At 70.2% G+C, this 18,645-nt stretch carries 18 protein-coding genes and 1 tRNA gene; 16 read left to right on the top strand and 3 right to left on the bottom strand.

The features are described from left to right. Positions 1-83 precede the first annotated feature (83 nt). The 7 genes from HALOF300_RS16620 to HALOF300_RS16590 all read left to right on the top strand — a co-directional run bounded on the left by HALOF300_RS16620 (position 84) and on the right by HALOF300_RS16590 (position 6,227). A complete protein-coding gene (locus HALOF300_RS16620) occupies positions 84-1,091 on the top strand; it encodes a TroA family protein (protein WP_156742033.1) in 1,008 nt (335 codons plus the stop codon). Then, positions 1,088-2,122: a FecCD family ABC transporter permease gene (locus tag HALOF300_RS16615; protein ID WP_156742032.1), complete on the top strand. Its 1,035-nt coding sequence runs from the start codon at positions 1,088-1,090 to the stop codon at positions 2,120-2,122. Before HALOF300_RS16620 ends, HALOF300_RS16615 begins: the two co-directional genes overlap by 4 nt. Then, a complete protein-coding gene (locus HALOF300_RS16610) occupies positions 2,119-3,162 on the top strand; it encodes a FecCD family ABC transporter permease (protein WP_156742031.1) in 1,044 nt (347 codons plus the stop codon). Before HALOF300_RS16615 ends, HALOF300_RS16610 begins: the two co-directional genes overlap by 4 nt. After that, positions 3,159-3,968 (top strand): ABC transporter ATP-binding protein, encoded by an 810-nt coding sequence (locus HALOF300_RS16605; protein WP_231955480.1) that lies wholly within the window; start codon positions 3,159-3,161, stop codon positions 3,966-3,968. The genes HALOF300_RS16610 and HALOF300_RS16605 overlap by 4 nt, the downstream gene beginning before the upstream one ends. Positions 3,969-4,191: 223 nt before the next feature. Then, positions 4,192-5,280, top strand: coding sequence for an ATP-binding protein (locus HALOF300_RS16600; RefSeq protein WP_156742029.1), 1,089 nt, complete (start codon positions 4,192-4,194; stop codon positions 5,278-5,280). A gap of 159 nt (positions 5,281-5,439) precedes the next feature. Beyond that, positions 5,440-5,823: an SHOCT domain-containing protein gene (locus HALOF300_RS16595; RefSeq protein WP_231955478.1), complete on the top strand. Its 384-nt coding sequence runs from the start codon at positions 5,440-5,442 to the stop codon at positions 5,821-5,823. A 29-nt stretch (positions 5,824-5,852) separates the two neighbouring features. Then, entirely contained in the window at positions 5,853-6,227 is a 375-nt protein-coding gene (locus HALOF300_RS16590; protein ID WP_156742028.1) for a DUF1801 domain-containing protein, read from the top strand. A 116-nt stretch (positions 6,228-6,343) separates the two neighbouring features. Here the strand turns inward: HALOF300_RS16590 and HALOF300_RS16585 are convergent. Beyond that, a tRNA-Arg gene (locus tag HALOF300_RS16585) sits at positions 6,344-6,416 on the bottom strand. Between the two features lie 191 nt (positions 6,417-6,607). Here HALOF300_RS16585 and HALOF300_RS16580 point away from each other — a divergent pair. The 5 genes from HALOF300_RS16580 to HALOF300_RS16560 all read left to right on the top strand — a co-directional run bounded on the left by HALOF300_RS16580 (position 6,608) and on the right by HALOF300_RS16560 (position 12,705). Continuing rightward, positions 6,608-8,236 (top strand): GTPase domain-containing protein, encoded by a 1,629-nt coding sequence (locus HALOF300_RS16580; protein WP_156742027.1) that lies wholly within the window; start codon positions 6,608-6,610, stop codon positions 8,234-8,236. Continuing rightward, on the top strand, positions 8,233-9,699 hold the full coding sequence (locus tag HALOF300_RS27065) for a GTPase (RefSeq protein WP_197522622.1): 1,467 nt from the start codon (positions 8,233-8,235) through the stop codon (positions 9,697-9,699). The genes HALOF300_RS16580 and HALOF300_RS27065 overlap by 4 nt, the downstream gene beginning before the upstream one ends. Positions 9,700-9,824: 125 nt before the next feature. Next, positions 9,825-10,370: a single-stranded DNA-binding protein gene (locus HALOF300_RS16570; protein ID WP_156742026.1), complete on the top strand. Its 546-nt coding sequence runs from the start codon at positions 9,825-9,827 to the stop codon at positions 10,368-10,370. A gap of 187 nt (positions 10,371-10,557) precedes the next feature. Then, entirely contained in the window at positions 10,558-12,240 is a 1,683-nt protein-coding gene (ettA, locus tag HALOF300_RS16565) for an energy-dependent translational throttle protein EttA (RefSeq protein ID WP_154793353.1), read from the top strand. Between the two features lie 3 nt (positions 12,241-12,243). After that, entirely contained in the window at positions 12,244-12,705 is a 462-nt protein-coding gene (locus HALOF300_RS16560; protein ID WP_231955476.1) for an acyl-CoA thioesterase, read from the top strand. 14 nt (positions 12,706-12,719) lie between these two features. Here HALOF300_RS16560 and HALOF300_RS16555 read toward each other — a convergent pair whose 3' ends face one another. Together HALOF300_RS16555 and HALOF300_RS16550 are read right to left on the bottom strand one after the other, a co-directional pair. Further along, positions 12,720-13,382 carry a hypothetical protein gene (locus HALOF300_RS16555; protein ID WP_156742025.1) on the bottom strand — a complete coding sequence of 221 codons (663 nt, stop codon included), beginning with the start codon at positions 13,380-13,382 and terminating at the stop codon, positions 12,720-12,722. 79 nt (positions 13,383-13,461) lie between these two features. After that, positions 13,462-14,109, bottom strand: coding sequence for a hypothetical protein (locus tag HALOF300_RS16550; RefSeq protein WP_156742024.1), 648 nt, complete (start codon positions 14,107-14,109; stop codon positions 13,462-13,464). A 208-nt stretch (positions 14,110-14,317) separates the two neighbouring features. Between HALOF300_RS16550 and HALOF300_RS16545 the strand changes: the two genes are divergently transcribed. Genes HALOF300_RS16545 through HALOF300_RS16530 form a run of 4 tightly spaced genes read left to right on the top strand, consistent with a single transcriptional unit; the run spans position 14,318 to position 18,645 of the window. Beyond that, entirely contained in the window at positions 14,318-15,640 is a 1,323-nt protein-coding gene (locus HALOF300_RS16545; protein ID WP_156742023.1) for a sugar ABC transporter substrate-binding protein, read from the top strand. A 31-nt stretch (positions 15,641-15,671) separates the two neighbouring features. Continuing rightward, entirely contained in the window at positions 15,672-16,610 is a 939-nt protein-coding gene (locus HALOF300_RS16540) for a carbohydrate ABC transporter permease (protein ID WP_156742066.1), read from the top strand. Next, positions 16,607-17,443, top strand: coding sequence for a carbohydrate ABC transporter permease (locus HALOF300_RS16535; RefSeq protein ID WP_231955474.1), 837 nt, complete (start codon positions 16,607-16,609; stop codon positions 17,441-17,443). Before HALOF300_RS16540 ends, HALOF300_RS16535 begins: the two co-directional genes overlap by 4 nt. Beyond that, positions 17,440-18,645, top strand: coding sequence for an anhydro-N-acetylmuramic acid kinase (locus HALOF300_RS16530; RefSeq protein WP_156742022.1), 1,206 nt, complete (start codon positions 17,440-17,442; stop codon positions 18,643-18,645). The genes HALOF300_RS16535 and HALOF300_RS16530 overlap by 4 nt, the downstream gene beginning before the upstream one ends.

Below are 18,645 nucleotides of genomic sequence, written 5' to 3'. Positions count from 1 at the left end.
GCGGTCGGGCGATTCTCAGCTTGTGGCATCAGGCAGTACGCTCTGCGAGTTAGATGTTCCTTACCTAACTTGTGGAGTGTTCCATGCGCCGTCGTGCCCGTATCACCGCAGTGCTCATCTCTGCCGTTCTCACGGTCGCCGTCGGAGGATGCGCGGGGCAATCGGAGGCCGACGCCGAGGGCGGCTCGTCGGCGGAACCCGGCTGGACCTATGTCTCGGGCGACGGCGAGACCTACACCGCGGATGAGGTTCCGGTGCGGATCATCGCCGAGGCGTACGCCGCGAAGGTCCTCATGGAGTTCGGCATCACGCCCGTCGCGATCTGGGCGAGCTCGCCGGTCTCCGAGGACGTCGGTCTGCAGGGCGTGGACTTCACCGGCGTCGAGGTGATCGGCCAGGAGTGGGGCAAGATCGACGTCGCCGCCGCTGCCGAGCTGGCACCCGACCTGATCGTCGGCGACTGGTGGCCGGTCGAGGAGGCCTACAGTGGTTTCGAGGCGGGCGTCGAGGACTCCAGCCGTCGGTTGGCGGACCTCGCTCCCGTGGTCGGGGCGAGCCAGGGTGACTCCATCGTCACTCTGATCGAGGGCTACGCCGACCTCGCCGCCTCGCTCGGTGCGGATCCCGAGGCGATCGCCCAGTCGCGCGCCACGTTCGAGGAGGCCGTGGCCGACTTCGAGGCCGCGAACGAGGAGAACCCCGGCGTGACCGCGCTCGCGATCAGCCCCTGGGACACGGACTACTCCGTCGCCGTGCCCGCCTACGCTCCCGAACTGCTCGACTTCCAGCGCTGGGGCCTGGACGTCATCGTCCCGGAGACTCCGGACCCCGACTTCCCGTACTGGGAGACGCTGAGCATGGAGACCGCGGACACCTACCAGCCGGACCTGCTCCTGTTCGACGACCGCAACCACCCCGGCAACGAGGCGATCCTCGCCGAGGCGCCGATCTCGCGTGAGATCGCCGCGTTCGCTGCCGGCCAGACCACGACGTGGCCCGCGTACTGGGTCCACACCTATGGTGACTACGCCGCCGAGCTCACCCGCCTCGCCGAGGTCATCCGGGCCACGGACTCCTCCGTCGGCGAGTGAGCGCGACGCAGGTCGCGCCACCGCCCTCGGTCGCACGACGCTCCGGTCGCGCACTCGGTCTGCTGCCGGCGGTCGTCGTCCTGGTCGCCCTCGTCCTGGTCAGCCTCGGCCTTGGCTCGCGTGACGTCGCCCCGGTCGATGTCTGGAACGCCCTGATCGGGGCGACCGACCTGGCCGACGCCACGGTGATCCGGGAGATGCGGATGCCTCGGACCCTCATCGCGATCGTGGTCGGGTCCGCGCTCGCCCTCGGCGGGACGATCCTGCAGGGAGTCGCGCGCAACCCGCTCGCCGACCCCGGCGTGCTGGGCATCAATGCGGGCGCGGCGCTGGCGGTCGTGGTCGCTGCGGTCCTGTTCGCAGCGATGCCGGTGAGCGGTGCGGTGTGGTTCGCGTTCGCGGGCGCTGGCGTGGCCACGGTGGTCGTCTACGCGATCGCGGCGGTCGGACGCGAGGGGGCGACCCCCATCAAGCTGGCCCTCGCGGGGGCCGCCGCGACGGCCCTGTGCAGCTCGTTCACCTCGGCCGTCCTGCTCGCGGATCCGGACGCGCTGAACGAGTTGCGGATGTGGCAGGTCGGTGCGCTCGCGGGGCGGTACTACCCGGTCCTGGTCCAGTTGGCCCCCTACTTCGCCATCGGCATCGTCGCTGCCCTGTTCACCGGGCGTGCCCTCAACCTGCTCTCGCTCGGTGACGACCTCGCCAGCACCCTCGGGCTGCGCATCAGCCGCACCCGCGGGGTGCTGTTCGCGATCGTGGCGGTCCTGTGCGGGGCCGCGACGGCGGCATGTGGGCCGATCGTGTTCGTCGGCCTGATGATTCCGCACCTCGCCCGGCTCATCACCGGGGCTGACTACCGGTGGATCCTCGTCTACTCCGCGCTGCTGGGGCCGGTGCTGGTGCTCGGCTCCGACATCCTGGGCCGGGTGCTGCTGCCGACGGCTGAGGTGCCGGTGGGCGTGGTGATCGGCGTGCTCGGAGCGCCTGTCTTCGTCCTTCTGGTGCGGTTCCGCAAGATCGTGAAGATATGACGGCGGTCGTGGCCCCGGTCGCGACGGCGGCCCGTCGCTACCGCGCGGGCGCGCGTCGCCGTGTCGGCGTGGTGGTGGCGGCCCTCGGTGTGGCGGTGGCCGTGTTGTTCGTGCTCTCCCTGGTGGTCGGCAGCGTCGTGGTGCCGCCGATCGAGGCGGTCCTGGCGGCCATCGGCGTCGGCGAGGACGCCACCGTGTTCGTGGTCCGGGAGCTGCGCCTGACCCGGGCCGGTGCCGCGGCCCTCGTGGGTATCGCGCTCGGGGTCTCCGGGACGCTGTTCCAGCGGGTCCTCGGCAATCCGCTCGCCTCGCCGGACTTCCTCGGTGTCGCCGCGGGGGCGGGCACGGCCGCCGCGGCCGCGCTCGTGCTCGGCGGCGTCGCCGGGTTCACGCTGTCCGGCTACGCTCTCCTCGGTGGCCTCGCGACCGCGGCCGGGGTCTACCTCCTCGCGTGGCGCCGAGGCGTGTCCGAGTACCGGTTCATCCTCGTCGGGATCGGGGTGGCGGCCTTCGCGTCGTCGGTCACCTCCTACCTCGTTGCCCGTGCCGAGTTCACCGACGCGCGTGCGGCGCTCAGCTGGCTCGTCGGCTCGGTCGGGATGGCGACCCCCGGCCTGGTCACGGTCGTGGCGGTGCTGCTGGCCGCCGTCGCCCTGGTCGGGCCCGGCCTCGCCCGGATGCTGCGCGCGCTCGAACTCGGCGACGAGCCGGCTCGGATGCTCGGCGCCCGCGCCGAGCGCGACCGCTTCGTGCTGCTCGGCGTCGCGACCGTGCTGGTCTCGGTGGCGACGGCGGCCGTGGGCCCGGTCGCCTTCGTCGCGATGCTCGCGGGACCGATAGCGACGATCGCGCTCGGCCCAGCCAGTCGGAGCATCGTCGCCGCCGGCCTGATGGGTGCCGTCATCCTCCAGGTGGCCGACCTGGTGGCGCAGCACGCGCTGGCATGGCCGATCTCGACAGGAGTCGTCACGGGCATCTTCGGTGCCCCCTACATCGCGTGGGTGCTGATCAGCGCCGCGCGGGAATCGAGCGGCACGTGAGCCCCGAACACCTCCTCGAGGCCAGCGCACTGACGCTCGGCTACAACGCGACCCCGGTCGTGCACGAGGTCGACCTGAGCGTGCCCACGGGCCGGATCACTGCGATCATCGGCGCGAACGCATCAGGCAAGTCCACGCTCCTGCGCGGGTTCGCGCGGCTCCTCGAGCCGCGCTCAGGAGTGGTCCACCTCGACGGCGAGCCGCTGCACCGGATGCGACCGAGCGACGTGGCGCGGGTCCTCGGGATGCTGCCCCAGGCCCCGGTCGCGCCCGACGGGATCACCGTCGCCGATCTCGTCGGACGGGGCAGGCACCCGCATCAGGGCTGGTTCCGGCGGTGGAGCGCGGCCGACGACGCCGCGGTCGACATCGCACTGCGCGCGACCGCGACCCTCGACCTCATCGACCGTCCGGTTGCCGAGCTCTCCGGCGGCCAGCGCCAGCGGGTCTGGATCGCGATGGCGCTCGCCCAGCAGACCGACATCCTGCTGCTGGACGAGCCGACCACGTTCCTCGACATCAACCACCAGATCGAGCTGCTCGACCTGCTCGTCGACCTGAACCGGGAGCGGGGCACCACGATCGTCCTGGTGCTGCACGAGCTGAACCTCGCAGCCAGGTACGCCGACCACCTCGTCGCGATGCGTGACGGGCGCATCGTCGCCGCCGGGCCACCTGCGACCGTCGTGACGGCGCAGACCGTGCGCGAGGTCTTCGACCTGCCGTGCGACGTCGTCGCCGATCCGCGCACCGGCGCGCCCATGGTGATCCCGATCGGCAGGCACGCGCCCGGCGCGACCGCCTGAGCCCCAGTGGCGTGGCGGGACCCGGTCGCTCAGGGTGCGCCGCCGTCGCCGGCTCGGGGCACCTCGTGGTGCGCATCGTCGATGCGTTCGCTCATATGGCCGAGTCTTACAGCCCTCCGACCGGGTCCGGGCGACCGGCCGGCCTCATCCATCCCGGGTGATTCTCCCCGGAACACGGCGAACGTCCTGTCCGCGCCGGGGGCCATGTGCAAGGCTGCCAGGCGTGGACCTGACGATCGGCACACGGCTGGAGCGGCCCGAGGACGAGGCCCGCCTGGCCGCTGCTCGGTTCAACCGACACACGTTCTGGTGCGGCCAGAGCGGGTCGGGAAAGACGTACGCGCTGGGGGTGGTGCTCGAGCAGCTCCTACTCCGGACCGAGCTGCCGATCCTCATCCTCGACCCGAACGCCGACTTCACCCGGCTGCACCAGACACGGCCAGGGCGGGACCCGGACGCCATCGCGGCGATCACGGGTTCGGACGTCCGGATCCTGCACTCCACGCGACCACACGGCGAGCGGCTGCACGTCGCCTTCGTCGACCTGTCTGCCGCGTCGAAGGCGGCCGTGCTCCAGCTCGACCCGATCGCGGACGCCGAGGAGTACAACGTCCTCCTGCACGTCGACGCGGACCACCGGACCTTCACGAACGAGACCTTCCTCGCGAGCCTGCGCGACTCGAACGATCCCGGCCGGCAGCGGCTGGCCCGGCGGATCGAGAACCTCCAGGTGCTCGAGTGGGAGCTGTGGTCACGCGGCGCCACGTCGGCGAACCAGATCATCGACGAACGCCCCGCAGTGACCGTGCTCGACCTCGGCGGGTTCGCTCATCCGGCCGAGCCGAAGGTCGCTGCCCTGGCCGTGATCGAGCACCTGTGGGACACCCGGGAGTCCCGGCGCCCGGTCCTGATCGTGATCGACGAGGCGCACAACATCTGTCCGCCGGACCCGGTGACGGCCATCGAACGCGCGCTGACGGACCGGGTCATCCAGATCGCTGCAGAGGGCCGGAAGTTCGGCCTGTGGCTGTTCGTGTCCACCCAACGTCCCACCAAGATCCACCCGAACGTCCTGTCGCAGTGCGACAACCTCGGCCTCATGCGGATGAACGCACCGCGTGACCTGGCCGAGCTCGCCGAGGTCTTCGGGTTCGTACCAGAGGAACTTCTGGCTCGCGCCGCGTCGTTCACGCAGGGACAGGCCCTGTTCGCGGGTGGATTCGTCGGTGAGCCGACCCTGGTGCAGATGGGGGAGCGGCTCACCGAGGAGGGCGGCTCGGACGTGAAGATTCCGCTTCGACCGGAGCGGTAGCCACGCCGGCTCGGCGGCCACGGGCTCACCCGAAACGGGTGGGTCCGCCACTCGATCCGCCATGCCACGATCGGCCAACGGTGCGGCATTACGCACCCGAGCGCCCTCAGGGCGTCGTCGTCAGTTGGTCCGTGCTTGACCGAGTTGAGGAGTCCCACAGTGTTCGAGACGATCTGGAACGTCATCGTTGTCTTCTTCTGGGCGTTCGTGTTCATCGCCGCATTGGTCACCCTGATCACGATCATCTCCGACCTGTTCCGAGACAAGAGCCTGGCGGGCTGGAAGAAGGCGATCTGGCTGATCTTCCTGGTCTTCGTGCCGCTGCTCACCGCGCTCATCTACCTGATCGCTCGCGGCGACGGCATGGCCGAGCGCAACGTGAAGCAGATCCAGCAGTCCCAGCAGGCCGCTGACGACTACATCCGTTCCGTCGCGGCCGCCAGCCCGACCGACGAGATCGCGAAGGCCAAGCAGCTCCTCGACTCGGGCACGATCACCGCGGAGGAGTTCAACGGCATCAAGGCCAAGGCGCTGGCCGCCTGACGGCGAACCGACGTACGTAGGATGCCGCGATGGGCGGCCGCGTCGAGGACGTCACCGGCGGCCTCGACGCGCCCGTCCGGGAGATCGTCCAACGGCTTCGGGACCTGGTGGCCGGGACCATCCCGCAGGTGCTCGAGGAGCCGGACCCGGCGTCCGGGTTGATCGGATACTCCTTCAAGCCCGGCACGTACACATTCCTGGTCGCCGGAATCGCACCGCACACAGCGCACGTCAACCTGATGTTCGCCAGGGGCGCCGAGCTCGCCGACCATGACCCGGGCGAACTCCTCGAGGGCACCGGGAAGCGGGCCAGGCACATCCGGTTCGTCACCGCCACGGACGTCGACAGACCTGGAATCCAGGAACTGCTCGCCGAGGCCGCGCGGCGAACACCTCGGCCGTGACGCGACCGACCGCTGCGATCGGCGGGTGTGCCAGGGGCCACTTTGGGTGGCGCGCCCGACAGACGTCGTTGGTGGTCCGGCCGAACAGCGTCGGCACGCGGTGCCCCTGAACGCGGTGCCCCCGGCAGGACTCGAACCTGCAACCTACGGATTAGAAGGCCGTTGCTCTATCCATTGAGCTACGAGGGCGCCCGCTCAGGATATCCGGGTGCGGGCGCTCCGCCGTCGGGGTTGATCGCCTACGCCGCGCATAGAATGTCCACCGTGTCCCGACCCTCCTGCACTGCCGCCGCCGGGACCGGTACCGATCCGTCACGACCGCCTCAGGTTCCGCGGGGCCGCGTTTGGTCCAGGGCACCCGGAACGGGCAGGCTAGGGCCGTGACCGACACGCCCACCACCACCGCAGACCCGGACGTGACCGCGCGCCCGGAGCGGCTGCCGATGGTCGAGGTCATCGAGGACCTGCTGGCCAACCTCGACGCCGCGTCGCTGCCCCTGGACACCGCCGACGCCGAGAACGCGCGTGGCCGTCGCGACCGGCTCTCCACGCAGGTCCGCAATCACCTGCTGCCGCGGCTGAAGCAGGTCGCGGCCCCGGTGATCGTGGTGGTCGGTGGAAGTACCGGCGCGGGCAAGTCCACCATCGTCAACTCCGTGGTCGGCTCGGACGTGAGCGAGGCCGGCGTACTGCGGCCCACCACCCGCGAGCCCGTCCTCGTGGTGCACCCCAAGGATGCGGAACTGCTCGAGGAGCACCCGGTCACCGCCGTCGCTCGGGTGAGTGCCCACGAGGAGGTGCCACGTGGGCTCGCTCTGCTGGACGCCCCGGACCTCGACTCCGTGCACTCCGGCAACCGTGGCCTTGCCGACGAACTCGTCGAGCTCGCCGACCTGTGGGTGTTCGTGACCACCGGGTCCCGGTACGGCGACGCAGTGCCGTGGGCGCGACTGCACACCGCGTCCGAGCGCGGCGTCTCCCTCGCCGTCGTGCTCAACCGGGTGGAGCGGGCCGGACTCGGCAAGGTCCGCCGGGACCTGTTCGACCGCCTCGACGCGCAGGGCTTCGGAGCGGTCCCGTTCTTCGTGATCCCCGACGTGGGGCCGCATGAGGGGGTCCTGCCCCCGGAGCGGGTCGCCGAGTTCGCCAAGTGGCTCACCGTGCTCGGCTCCCAGAGCCAGTCCCGGAGCATCATCGCCCGCACCGTGCGCGGCGCGTGGCCCGCGCTACGTCAGGACGTCCAAGACGTCGCCGCGGCGTTGGACACCCAACGCCGGACCGCGCTGGCGCTGCGCAACCAACTGGCCGCTGCGCCGTCGAGCGCGGCGGCCCAGGCGAAGGCGGATGTCGCCTCCGGTGCGGCGGCCACCGGGGCTCCGACCACGACGTGGCTGGCCGGCGCCAGCAGCGGTGGCATCCTCGCCCCGCTCGTCGCGCCGCCCGCGAACGTGTTCGAGAACTGGCGCTTCCGCCGGGCCGCCAACGCGCGCAACGAGTCGGTGCGGAACCTGCGGGAGGTGGCAATCGGGGCGACCCGCACGCTGATCAAGGAGGCCGCCGAACGCGGCGAGCGACTGGTGCGCACGGCGGCCGAGCGCACGTCGGCGGGCAGGCAGGTCGCCGAGCTGGTCGCTGCCGATGCCTCGGTCACGGTTCGCACGAACCGCCTCGAGGTGCTCGTACGGGAATGGGACGACGTCGTCGCGGACGTCTGCGCGGCGCTCAGACCGGTCGGTGACGACGCCGGGCTGGAGCCCGACGCGCTGTCCGCCCTGGTGGAGGTGGCCGCAGCCGGCCTGGACGGGGCCGAGCGGGCGGTGCGGCGGATCTTCGGTGATCGTGGAACGAGCGCTGTCACCCGCCTGCGCCGGGACCTGGCGGACTGGGCGGAGGTCGCGGTGAACGCCGAGGCCGAGCCGTTCCTGACCGCTCTCGACGGCATCGGCCTGGACGACGGCGCGGCGCACCGGCTGCGTGTGCGCGCGAGCGAGCTGAAGGGGTACCTGTGAGCACTGCCGCGGAGACCGGCGCCGAACTGAGCCGGCGGATCGCCGAGATCGGCACGGCGCTGGAGTTGGCCGGTGACCGGATCGATGCCGACGTGGTCGGCCGGGCCCGGGCCGACCTCGCCGCGGTGACGCAGCGGGTCGAACTGGGCGTGGACTACACGGTGGTCGCGCTCGTGGGCGGCACCGGTTCCGGGAAGTCCAGCCTGTTCAACGCGCTCACCCGCCTCGAGTTCGCCGACGTCGGCGTGCTCCGGCCCACCACCGCGCGCGCCGCCGCGTGCGTGTGGGGCAGCGACGCCACCGCGCTGCTGGACTTCCTGCAGGTGGACCCGAAGCGGCGGATCCAGCGGGTGTCTGAACTGGACGCGGGCACCGGCGAGGAGGCGCTGAACGGGCTGGTCCTGCTCGACCTCCCGGACCACGACTCCGTCGAGGAGGACCACGCCCTTCAGGTCAACCGTCTCCTGCCGCTGATCGACCTGCTCGTCTGGGTCGTGGACCCACAGAAGTACGCGGACAACGCCCTCCATGAGAAGTACCTGCGTGCGCTCGCCGCGAGGCACGAGGCGATGATCGTGGTGATCAACCAGATCGACACGATCCCGGAGGGCTCACGCGACCGGGTCCGCGACGACGTCCGACGCCTGATCGACGAGGACGGCCTCGGCGACGTGCGGATCCGGATGGTCTCCGCACGCGCCGGTGACGGCGTGGAGGCGCTCCACGGTGAACTGGGGGAGGTCATTGCCGGTGAGTCCATCAGCGCCCGCACCGCGCGCTCGGAGATCGACGCCATCACCGAGCGGCTTCGACCGCACCTCGGCGACGGCGAACCGCAGCCGCCGTACGAGGAGGCCACGGCCGAGCGAATCGCGGTCGCGGCCGGGGTACCGTCGGTGACCGAGTCCATCCGGTCGGCGGTGTCGAGCCCACGGCGGGTCGCGCTCAGCCCGGTCCAGCAGCCGGCCCGCAGCCGGATCGAGGCGATCCGGGACCGCTGGATCGCCGAGGCGACGAAGGGACTGCCGCCGCTGTGGCTGGAGTCCGTGACCGCCACGGTCCCCGACGGTGCGGACTTCGACGCGCACGTGTGGAAGGTGCTCTCGGCCGAGGAGTTGCCCTCCGCACAGGACGGTGCGGCGGCTCGGCGAAGGATCCTGGGGGTGCTCGCCACCATCCTCGGTGCCGCGCTCGTGATCGGTGCCCTCGTGATCCTGGTGCTGCACACCCCGGTGCCCGCCGCGGCCCTCGCCGCCGGCGGCGTCGTCGTGCTCATCGGTGGGATCCTGCTGCTCAGCGCCGCGAAGCGACAGCGACAGGCGACGGCGGTCGCCCGGTCCGAGGACTATCTCACCCGGACCACGAGTGCGATCGCCGACGTGGTCCGCCGTGATCTGAGCGAGCCGACGGCCGGCGCGCTCGCCGATCACGCCGCCGTGCGCCGAGGTGTTCGCGGCGCCTGACCGTCCACAGCCTGGCAGTTGATGCCTCGGCATCCCCAGCCCGCATCTCGGCCGAACGTCCCAGGGGCGCCTGGTTCCACGCTTGAGCTCACCGGAACACGCCGGTTCGAGCGAAGGAACAGATCATGCCGAAGGACGTCGAAGTCACGATCCAAGGACACGTGGGTCAGACCCCCACGCTCTACCTCAACGATGGGCGCCCGCCGTTCGTCAGCGTGAGCGTCGCCACCACGCCCCGCTATTTCGACCGCAAGTCGCAGGAGTGGACCGACGGCGCCACCCAGTGGTACGCGGTGAAGGCGAACGGCGACCTTGCCACGAACATCTCCGAGAGTGTGCACAAGGGCGACGCCGTGCTCGTCCAGGGTCGGCTGTCCTTCCACGTGTACGAGACGAAGGACGGCGGCTCCGGGTGGGAGCCCGTCATCCGACCGACCGCGTTCGGGGTGGAGATCAGCCGTGCCGTCGCCTCGGTCCGGAAGGTGCGGCGGGACGCGGCGGACGGGTCGGTGGATGTCTCCGGCCTCGCCGAGGTGTCCGACGAGGAGGCACCACCCGACCCGCTGGACGACGCACTCGAGCAGGACCCGGATGCCGAGGACCCGAACGACGGAACGTCGCAGTTCGAGGACGGCCAGTCGCTCGTCGAGAAGGTCGGGGCCCCGTTCTGACCCGAGCGGTGCGGTCCGTGCGGACTCGGACCGCACCGCAGCCGACGGCGGAGCTCGGCGCACGCTGTCGGCGCGCCCGGGCGCGCCCGGCGCGGTGCCCTGGCTCGGTGGACGAGCGATACGACATCCAGGGCTGCGGTGCGTAGGGTTAGGGGTTGATCACCCCGTATCCAGTCCTGGGAGAGTTGTGGCCGAGTACATCTACTCGATGGTGAAGGCGCGCAAGGCGCACGGAGACAAGGTCATCCTCGATGACGTGACGATGGCGTTCCTGCCCGGAGCCAAGATCGGTATGGTCGGCCCGAACGGGGCCGGGAAGTCCACGATCCTGAAGATCATGGCCGGCCTCGAGAAGGAGTCCAACGGCGAGGCGCGGCTCACTCCCGGCTACTCCGTGGGCATCCTGCTCCAGGAGCCGCCGCTGAACGAGGAGAAGACCGTCCTCGGGAACGTGGAGGAGGGCGTCGGGGAGATCAAGGGCAAGATCGACCGGTTCAACGAGATCGGCAACCTGATGGCCGAGCCGGACGCCGACTTCGACGCGCTCATGGAGGAGATGGGCACACTCCAGGGAGAGATCGACGCGGCCGACGCCTGGGACCTGGACTCCCAGCTCGAGCAGGCCATGGACGCCTTGCAGCTGCCGCCCGCGGATGCCGACGTGACCACCCTGTCCGGTGGTGAGCGCCGTCGCGTGGCTCTGGCGAAGCTGCTCCTGGAGAAGCCGGACCTGCTGCTGCTCGACGAGCCGACGAACCACCTGGACGCCGAGAGCGTGCAGTGGCTCGAGCAGCACCTTGCCAAGTACCCGGGCGCCGTCATCGCCGTCACCCACGACCGGTACTTCCTGGACCACGTGGCCGGCTGGATCGCCGAGGTGGACCGGGGCCGGCTGTACCCGTACGAGGGCAACTACTCCACCTACCTGGAGAAGAAGTCCGAGCGGATGCAGGTCCAGGGCAAGAAGGACGCCAAGCTCGCCAAGCGCCTCAAGGACGAACTCGAGTGGGTCCGATCCAGCGCGAAGGGCCGGCAGACCAAGTCCAAGGCGCGCATGGCGCGCTACGAGGAGATGGCCGCCGAGGCCGATCGCACCCGCAAGCTGGACTTCGAGGAGATCCAGATCCCGCCGGGCCCGCGGCTCGGCTCGACGGTGCTCGAGGCGAAGGACCTGCGCAAGGGCTTCGGAGACCGGGTTCTGATCGACAACCTGAGTTTCTCACTGCCGCGGGCCGGCATCGTCGGCATCATCGGACCGAACGGGGTCGGAAAGACGACGCTGTTCAAGACGATCGTCGGCCTCGAACCGCTCGACGACGGTGAGTTGAAGGTCGGCGAGACGGTCAAGATCTCCTACGTGGACCAGAGCCGCGGCGGCATCGACCCGAGCAAGACGCTCTGGGAGGTCGTCTCCGACGGGCTGGACTTCATCCAGGTCGGCAACGTCGAGATCCCCTCCCGGGCCTACGTCTCCCAGTTCGGCTTCAAGGGGCCGGACCAGCAGAAGCCGGCGGGGGTGCTCTCCGGTGGGGAGCGCAATCGCCTGAACCTGGCCCTGACCCTGAAGCAGGGCGGCAACCTGCTGCTGCTCGACGAGCCCACCAACGACCTGGACGTGGAGACGCTCGGCAGCCTGGAGAACGCGCTGCTCAACTTCCCCGGCTCGGCCGTCGTGATCTCCCACGACCGGTGGTTCCTGGACCGCGTGGCCACCCATATCCTCGCCTACGAGGGCACCGCCGAGGACCCCGCGAACTGGTACTGGTTCGAGGGCAACTTCGCCGACTACGAGGAGAACAAGGTCGAGCGGCTCGGCCCGGAGGCGGCCCGCCCGCACCGCGTCACCTACCGCAAGCTCACCCGGGACTGATCCGTGCCACGGATCAGTGTCCCGGTGCCGATGCGCTGGGCCGACCTGGACGCTTATGGCCACGTCAACAACGCGGCGATGCTGACTCTCCTCGAGGAGGCCCGTATCGCCACGTTCTGGGCCACGGGTGATGATCGCGAATCGGCTGCCACGAAGGTGCTGGCCGGCGGGGCCGGAGCGTCCAGCTACACACTGGTCGCTCGGCAGGAGATCGAGTATCTGGCCCCGCTGGAGTACCGCCAGGAGCCGGTCCAGGTCGAGTTGTGGATCGGCAGGATCGGCGGGGCCAGCCTCGAGGTCTGCTACGAGGTGCACGGCCCAGGCGGGCAGGTCTGCGCCCGGGCGGCGACGTCGATCGTCATGGTCGACGCCGCCTCCGGGCGGCCTCGGCGGCTCACCGACGACGAGCGCGGTGCGCTCGAGCCCCTCCTCGAGGAACCGATCGAGTTCCGGCGCCGCGGCTGAGCCACCGGGTGCGCTCAGCCCTCGCCGTCGAACAGCCCTCCGTCGAGCAGCCAGTGATAGCGCAGCCGCAGCGCGCGTTCGGTGCTGGCCACGAGGGTGGCCAGCACGAGTGCGACGTTGAGCCACGTGGGGAGCTGGATCGGTGAGGTGAAGGTACCGAGGTTGGCCGCCACGGGCGGGATCTGCGAGATCTCCTCAACGATCTGCGGGATGCCGAGGGCAAGAGCAACGACGAGGACAACCACGCTCGCGAACCCGATGGTGCGGCTCAGGCCGGGCCGCCTGCGCTCCAGGCGCGCGCGACGGCCCTCGGCGGAAGCAGGGTCCGGACGGAGTTGCCGCACGGCGCCGGCGTCGCTCACGTAGTGGCAGCGCTTCAGCCCATAGCTGCTGGTTTCCACCTCCACCGTGCCGCCAGGCACGGAGAACGCGGCCGGAAGCTTGGACCTGGCGTAGTGCTGGCCGTCACGATAGAGCTCCGCTCGGACCTCCCCGTTCGAGTCTCCCCAGAGGCGTACGTCGACGGACCAGGTCTCCCGCTCGCCGTCCGCAGCGGTCAGGGACAGATGGAACAGCGCGCGCGAGAGCAACTGCCACCAGCGGAAGCGTTGGAGCGCGTGCCCATCCCCGGGCTTGACGCGCCGGGCAGCACGCCGACGCTTCCAGTCCGAGAACACGCCAGTCACCGTAGCAAGACCCGGCACTCCCACTGATCGCGGCCCACCGCGAGGCCGCTTCCGCCGGCCGACGGGTACCTCAGCCTGACCGGTCTCCATCGGTCGGTCGGCACGTGTTGGACTCAGGAAATCGCGCGGCGGAGCAGATCTGGGCGTCGAGTTGGCGCATCTTGCCCAGGTGACCGAGGCGACCCTGCCCGCCCCGTGACACCAGGACCAGAGGGACTCGTGTGCGAACCATGCGTGCGGTCCAAGCCGCTCGGTGAGCCGGCCCCCGCTCGAGCCGGGTGAGGTCGTGATCGAGGGACTCATCCCAGACCCGTGCCGCCAACTGCGCCATGTATCGCAAGGACCTGCGCGGCAGGAGGGGGGTATCCCGCACCACCAGGCGACGGAGAAGCGGCTTGTACGAACCGGGGTCGGGGCCCACGGAGAGGGCGTGCATCAACTCCTCGGCCAGGTAACCGGAACCGAAGAAGCGCGGACGCGCGTCGAGGTAGGCGACTGCGTCATCGAGGCCGGCAGCGTTGCCCTGACGCAACTGGTGCGCGGCCAGCTCATACGGGTTGAGCAGCGCGCGGAAGGCCACCCAGTACGCCATGGCCTCGTCGTGCGTCACCGTACGGCTGCGTGGGGAAGTCGGGTTGCGCCGATTGAGTTCGGGGACGTGCGCATCGCCGTTGTCGATCGCGTAGACCCGCTCGAGCAGCGGGTAGGCCGTGGTCATCACGTAGGAGTAGCACGTCTCGGGCTCGCCCGAGTCGGATCCGCTGCATCTTCGCTCGACCGCCCCTGTTGCCCCAGCCGGGATGATGATAGTTTCCCAACAAGCAGGGGATCTAGGAAGAAATCACCACCACGCGTGTCGGCGACGAGGCCGGCGCGCCACCCTGGACCGGCGGGGGACGACAGCCGGACGCGAGGGAGTGTTCGGCATGAGGAGATCGATTCCCGCACTGACGGCTGGCGCCCTGGTTCTGGCGCTGGCGGCGTGCGGCAGTGGCGGCGACAACGCGGACGAGCCGACGGACGCCGGCAGCGGCACCGAGGAGAGCGGTGGCTTCGAGGGACAGACGCTCACCGTCTGGATCATGGAAGGCACCAACCCGGACGCCGGCGGCTACTTCGAAGGCGTTGCTGAGGAGTTCACGGCCCGGACCGGCGCGGAGCTGGATGTGCAGTTCCAGCCCTGGGACGGTGCCCATGACAAGTTCGTCACCTCGATCGCGGGCGGCACGGGGCCGGATGTGGCCGAGGTGGGCACCACCTGGACCGCCGAGTTCGCCGAGCTCGGTGTGCTCGCGGACCTGACGGCCAGCATCGAGGGGGCGGGCCTGGACGGCGACCTCGTCGAAGGGCTCGCCGAGGCGGGTACCTACGATGGCGCGCTCTACGGCATGCCCTGGTACGCCGGGGTGCGCTCGATCATCTACAACCGGGACCTGTTCGAGGCGGCGGGGATCGCTGAGACGCCCACCAACTGGGAGGAGCTGACCGCCGCGGTGGAGGCACTCAAGGCTTCCGACCCCGACGTTATCCCGTTCCCGATCCCGGGGGACTCCCAGTACAGCGCCTACCCGTTCATCTGGGGTGCCGGGGGAGAGATCGCCACCGAGGCCGACGGTACCTGGACCGCTGCGCTGGACTCCCCGGAGGCGATCGAAGGGCTGGAGTACTACACGGGCCTGGCACTCGAGCACGGTTCCTCGACCGCGGCCGCGGACACCTGGAACGAGGCGGACGCCCTCACCGCGTTCGAGCAGGGCAACGTCGGGATGATCGTCGCCGGCAACTGGACCGTGGGGAGGATCGCGCAGGATGCCCCGGATCTGATGGAGAGCATCGGTGCGTTCCCGATCCCGTCGCGTGACGGCGGCCCGGCGGGCTCGTTCCTCGGCGGCTCGCACCTCGGTGTATGGGCCGACTCCGATCAGCAGGAACTCGGCTGGGAGTTCATCGAGCTCATGAGCACCGGTCAGGCAGCCGCCGACTGGTCCGAGCAGACCGGGTACTTCCCGGGTCAGGCCAGCGCCCTGGCCGAGATCGCTGCCGACGAGGACCCACTGGTCGCCCCGTTCGCCCAGCAGATGCTGGAGGCGGGCAGGTCCGTGCCGCTGACGCCGGCGTTCGGTCAGATCCAGGGCGCGAAGACCGTCGAGGCCATGGTCCAGAACATCCTGACCGGGCGGATGGGTGTCGAGGAGGCAGCCGCGGAGGCGGTCACCGCCATGAACGAGACGTTCAGCGCCGGGTCCTGAGGTGACCACGTCAACGGCCCGCGTGGCGCCGATGGTGCCACGCGGGCCGGCCCCGGACGCGCATCGACGCCGAGCAGCCCGGCGCCGCGCCGTGCGCCCGTGGGTGCTGCTCGCGCCGACCCTGGTCGTGCTGGCAGTGCTGCTGCTGTGGCCGTTGGTGCGCGTGGTGGACCTGTCCTTCCAGGACTTCGGCCTGCGCGAACTGGTCTCCGGAGAGTCGAACTACATCGGCTGGGCGAACTACGCCGCGATCCTGGGCGACTCCTACCTGTGGACCGTCGTGCTGCCGAACACGGTGGGCTTCGCCGCCTGCTGTGTGGTGTTGACCGTGGGACTCGGCACGCTGGTGGCCCTGTTCCTGAACATCCTTGGCACGTTCTGGAAGACGGTCTGCTCGACGGCGATCATGGTCGCCTGGGCGGTGCCCGCCGTGACCGGCACCTACGTCTGGATCTGGCTGTTCGATCCGCTGAACGGGCTCGTGGCGAGCGTACTGGCGGGGCTCGGCATCATCGAGCCAGGCACCGTGAACTGGTACACGGACCGGCTCGGCTTCTATGCCATCGCCACCCTGAACGTGGTCCATCACGGCTTCCCGTTCGTGGCGATCACCGTGCTCGCCGGCCTGCTCACCGTGCCGAAGGAGCTCTACGAGGCGGCCACCATGGACGGTGCCGGCGCCTGGCGACGGTTCTGGCAGATCACTGCGCCGATGCTCAAGCCGGTCTTCGCCGTGGTCACGATCCTCTCCACGATCTGGGACTTCAAGGTGTTCACCCAGATCTATCTGATGCCGGGTGGCAACGGCGGCAACGCCGAGGTGTTCAACCTGGGTGTCTGGTCCTACATCCAGTCCTTCGCGCAGGGCAAGTACGGCATGGGCTCGGCCATCGCGGTGCTGCTCACCGGGATCCTCCTCGTCATCACAGTGGTCTACATGCGCACCCTGTTCAAGGAGGAGGACCTGTGAGGCGCACCGGTACGGCCCTCGCCTGGTCCAATGCCGGCAAGGCACTCGGCGTCGCTGCGATCGGAGTGTTCGCCCTGTTCCCCGCGTACTGGATGTTCTCCAGCGCGGTCGACGTGGACGCCGCGCACCGCGGCGCCACCCTGATCCCCACGGACCTGACCCTCGACCACTTCGTCCGGGTCCTGGACGTCGGCGGGTTCGGCCAGTTCATGCGGAACTCGGCGATCGTGGCGGTGGGGACCGTGATCATCTCCGCGGCCGTGGCCCTGCTCGCCGCGGTCGCGGTGGCACGCTTCGCTTTCACGTTCCGCAAGGCGGTGCTCGTGCTGATCCTGATCGTGCAGATGGTCCCGCTCGAGGCCCTGGTCATCCCGTTGTTCCTGCAGGCGAAGAACCTGCAGATGCTGAACAGTCTCCTCGGCCTCGTGATCGTCTACCTCGCCTTCTCGCTGCCGTTCGCGGTCTGGATGCTCCGTGGTTTCGTGGCCGCGGTGCCGAAGGAGGTCGAGGAGGCCGCGTACATGGACGGCGCCTCGTGGGGCCGGATGTTCTGGGCGGTCCTGCTGCCGCTGGTGGCACCCGGCGTTGTGGCGACCAGCGTGTTCTCGTTCATCACCGCCTGGAACGAGTTCATCTTCGCGCTCACGTTCCTGCAGGACGCGGACAAGTACACGGTGGCCGTGGGCCTGCAGCGATTCTTCGGCCAGAACACCGCGGACTGGGGGGCGGTGATGGCCGCGTCCTCGCTGATCACGGTTCCGGTCGTGATCTTCTTCGTGGTCGTCCAGCGGCGCCTGGCATCCGGCCTGACGGCAGGGGCGGTGAAGGGATGAGGGTGCTCGCGCTGAGTTCGGGCACCTCGGTCGATGCCATCGACGTGGCGCTGGCCGAGCTCGACGATGCCGATGGGGTGGTCCGGATGCGGATGGTGGCGCATACGGAGCGGAGCTGGCCCGCGCCATTGCGCGGACGGATCCTGGCTGCGCTGCCGCCGGCGGCCACCGACCTTGGTGAGGTGTGCCGGCTGGACACCGAGATCGGGCAGGCGTTCGCAGCCGTGGGCGCCCGGGCGATCGAGGAGTGGGGCGCCGTGGATCTGGTGGTCAGCCACGGCCAGACGGTGCACCACTGGGTGGAGCACGGCACGCCCGACGGCGGTGGTGACGCGGGCGATCGGGCCGGCTCGGCGCGGGGCACGTTGCAACTGGGCTCGCCGGCGTGGATCGCGGCGCGTACGGGGCGGCCCGTGATCCATGACCTGCGCACCGCCGACATCGCCGCCGGCGGTCAGGGCGCCCCGCTGGTGAGCCTGCTGGACGCGCTCTGGCTCGGCGATCGCCCGACGGCCGCGCTGAACATCGGCGGCATCGCGAACATCACCCTGGTCGGTGACGGTCCGGTGCGTGCCGGCGACACCGGGCCCGGCAACTGCCTCCTGGACGCGGCGATCGCAGCAGCCACCGGGTACCCCTTCGATCCGGAAGGGAGCCTGGCCGCCGCGGGTCGGGTGGACCCCGTCGCGCTGTCGGTGCTGCTCGCCGAGCCGTACTACGCCCGGCCACTGCCGAAGAGCACCGGTCGGGAGACGTTCGACGCCGGGTACGTCGCCGCAACACTGGCCGCCGCCGGCGTGGCGGTGCCAGCCGGCAACGACCTGTTCGCGACGCTCACCGAACTCACGGTCCGGACCGTCGCGGAGGCGATCGTGCGGGACGCGCCTGGCACCGAACGGGTCGTGGTGTCCGGCGGCGGGGTGCGCAACGCCACCCTGCTGGCGGGGCTACGCTCGCGGCTATCGGGTGTGGTCACCTCCGATGCGCTCGGCCTGGCTGCGGAGGCGAAGGAGGCCCACATGTTCGCGCTGCTCGGCTACCTGTCGGCGCGTGGACTGCCCGGCACGGTACCCGGCGTCGACGGTCGGCGGGCGACGGGGGCGAGGTCCGCCGTCGTCCTCGGATCCCTGACGCCGCCCGCGCCTGCACCGTGCCCCACCGGACGTGTCCCGGTGCACACGCTCGTTCTCGAGGAAGGATGA

Source organism: Occultella aeris, assembly GCF_902703175.1.
Classification (GTDB): Bacteria; Actinomycetota; Actinomycetes; order Actinomycetales; family Beutenbergiaceae; genus Occultella; species Occultella aeris.
This window is presented reverse-complemented; position numbering and strand designations above follow the sequence as displayed.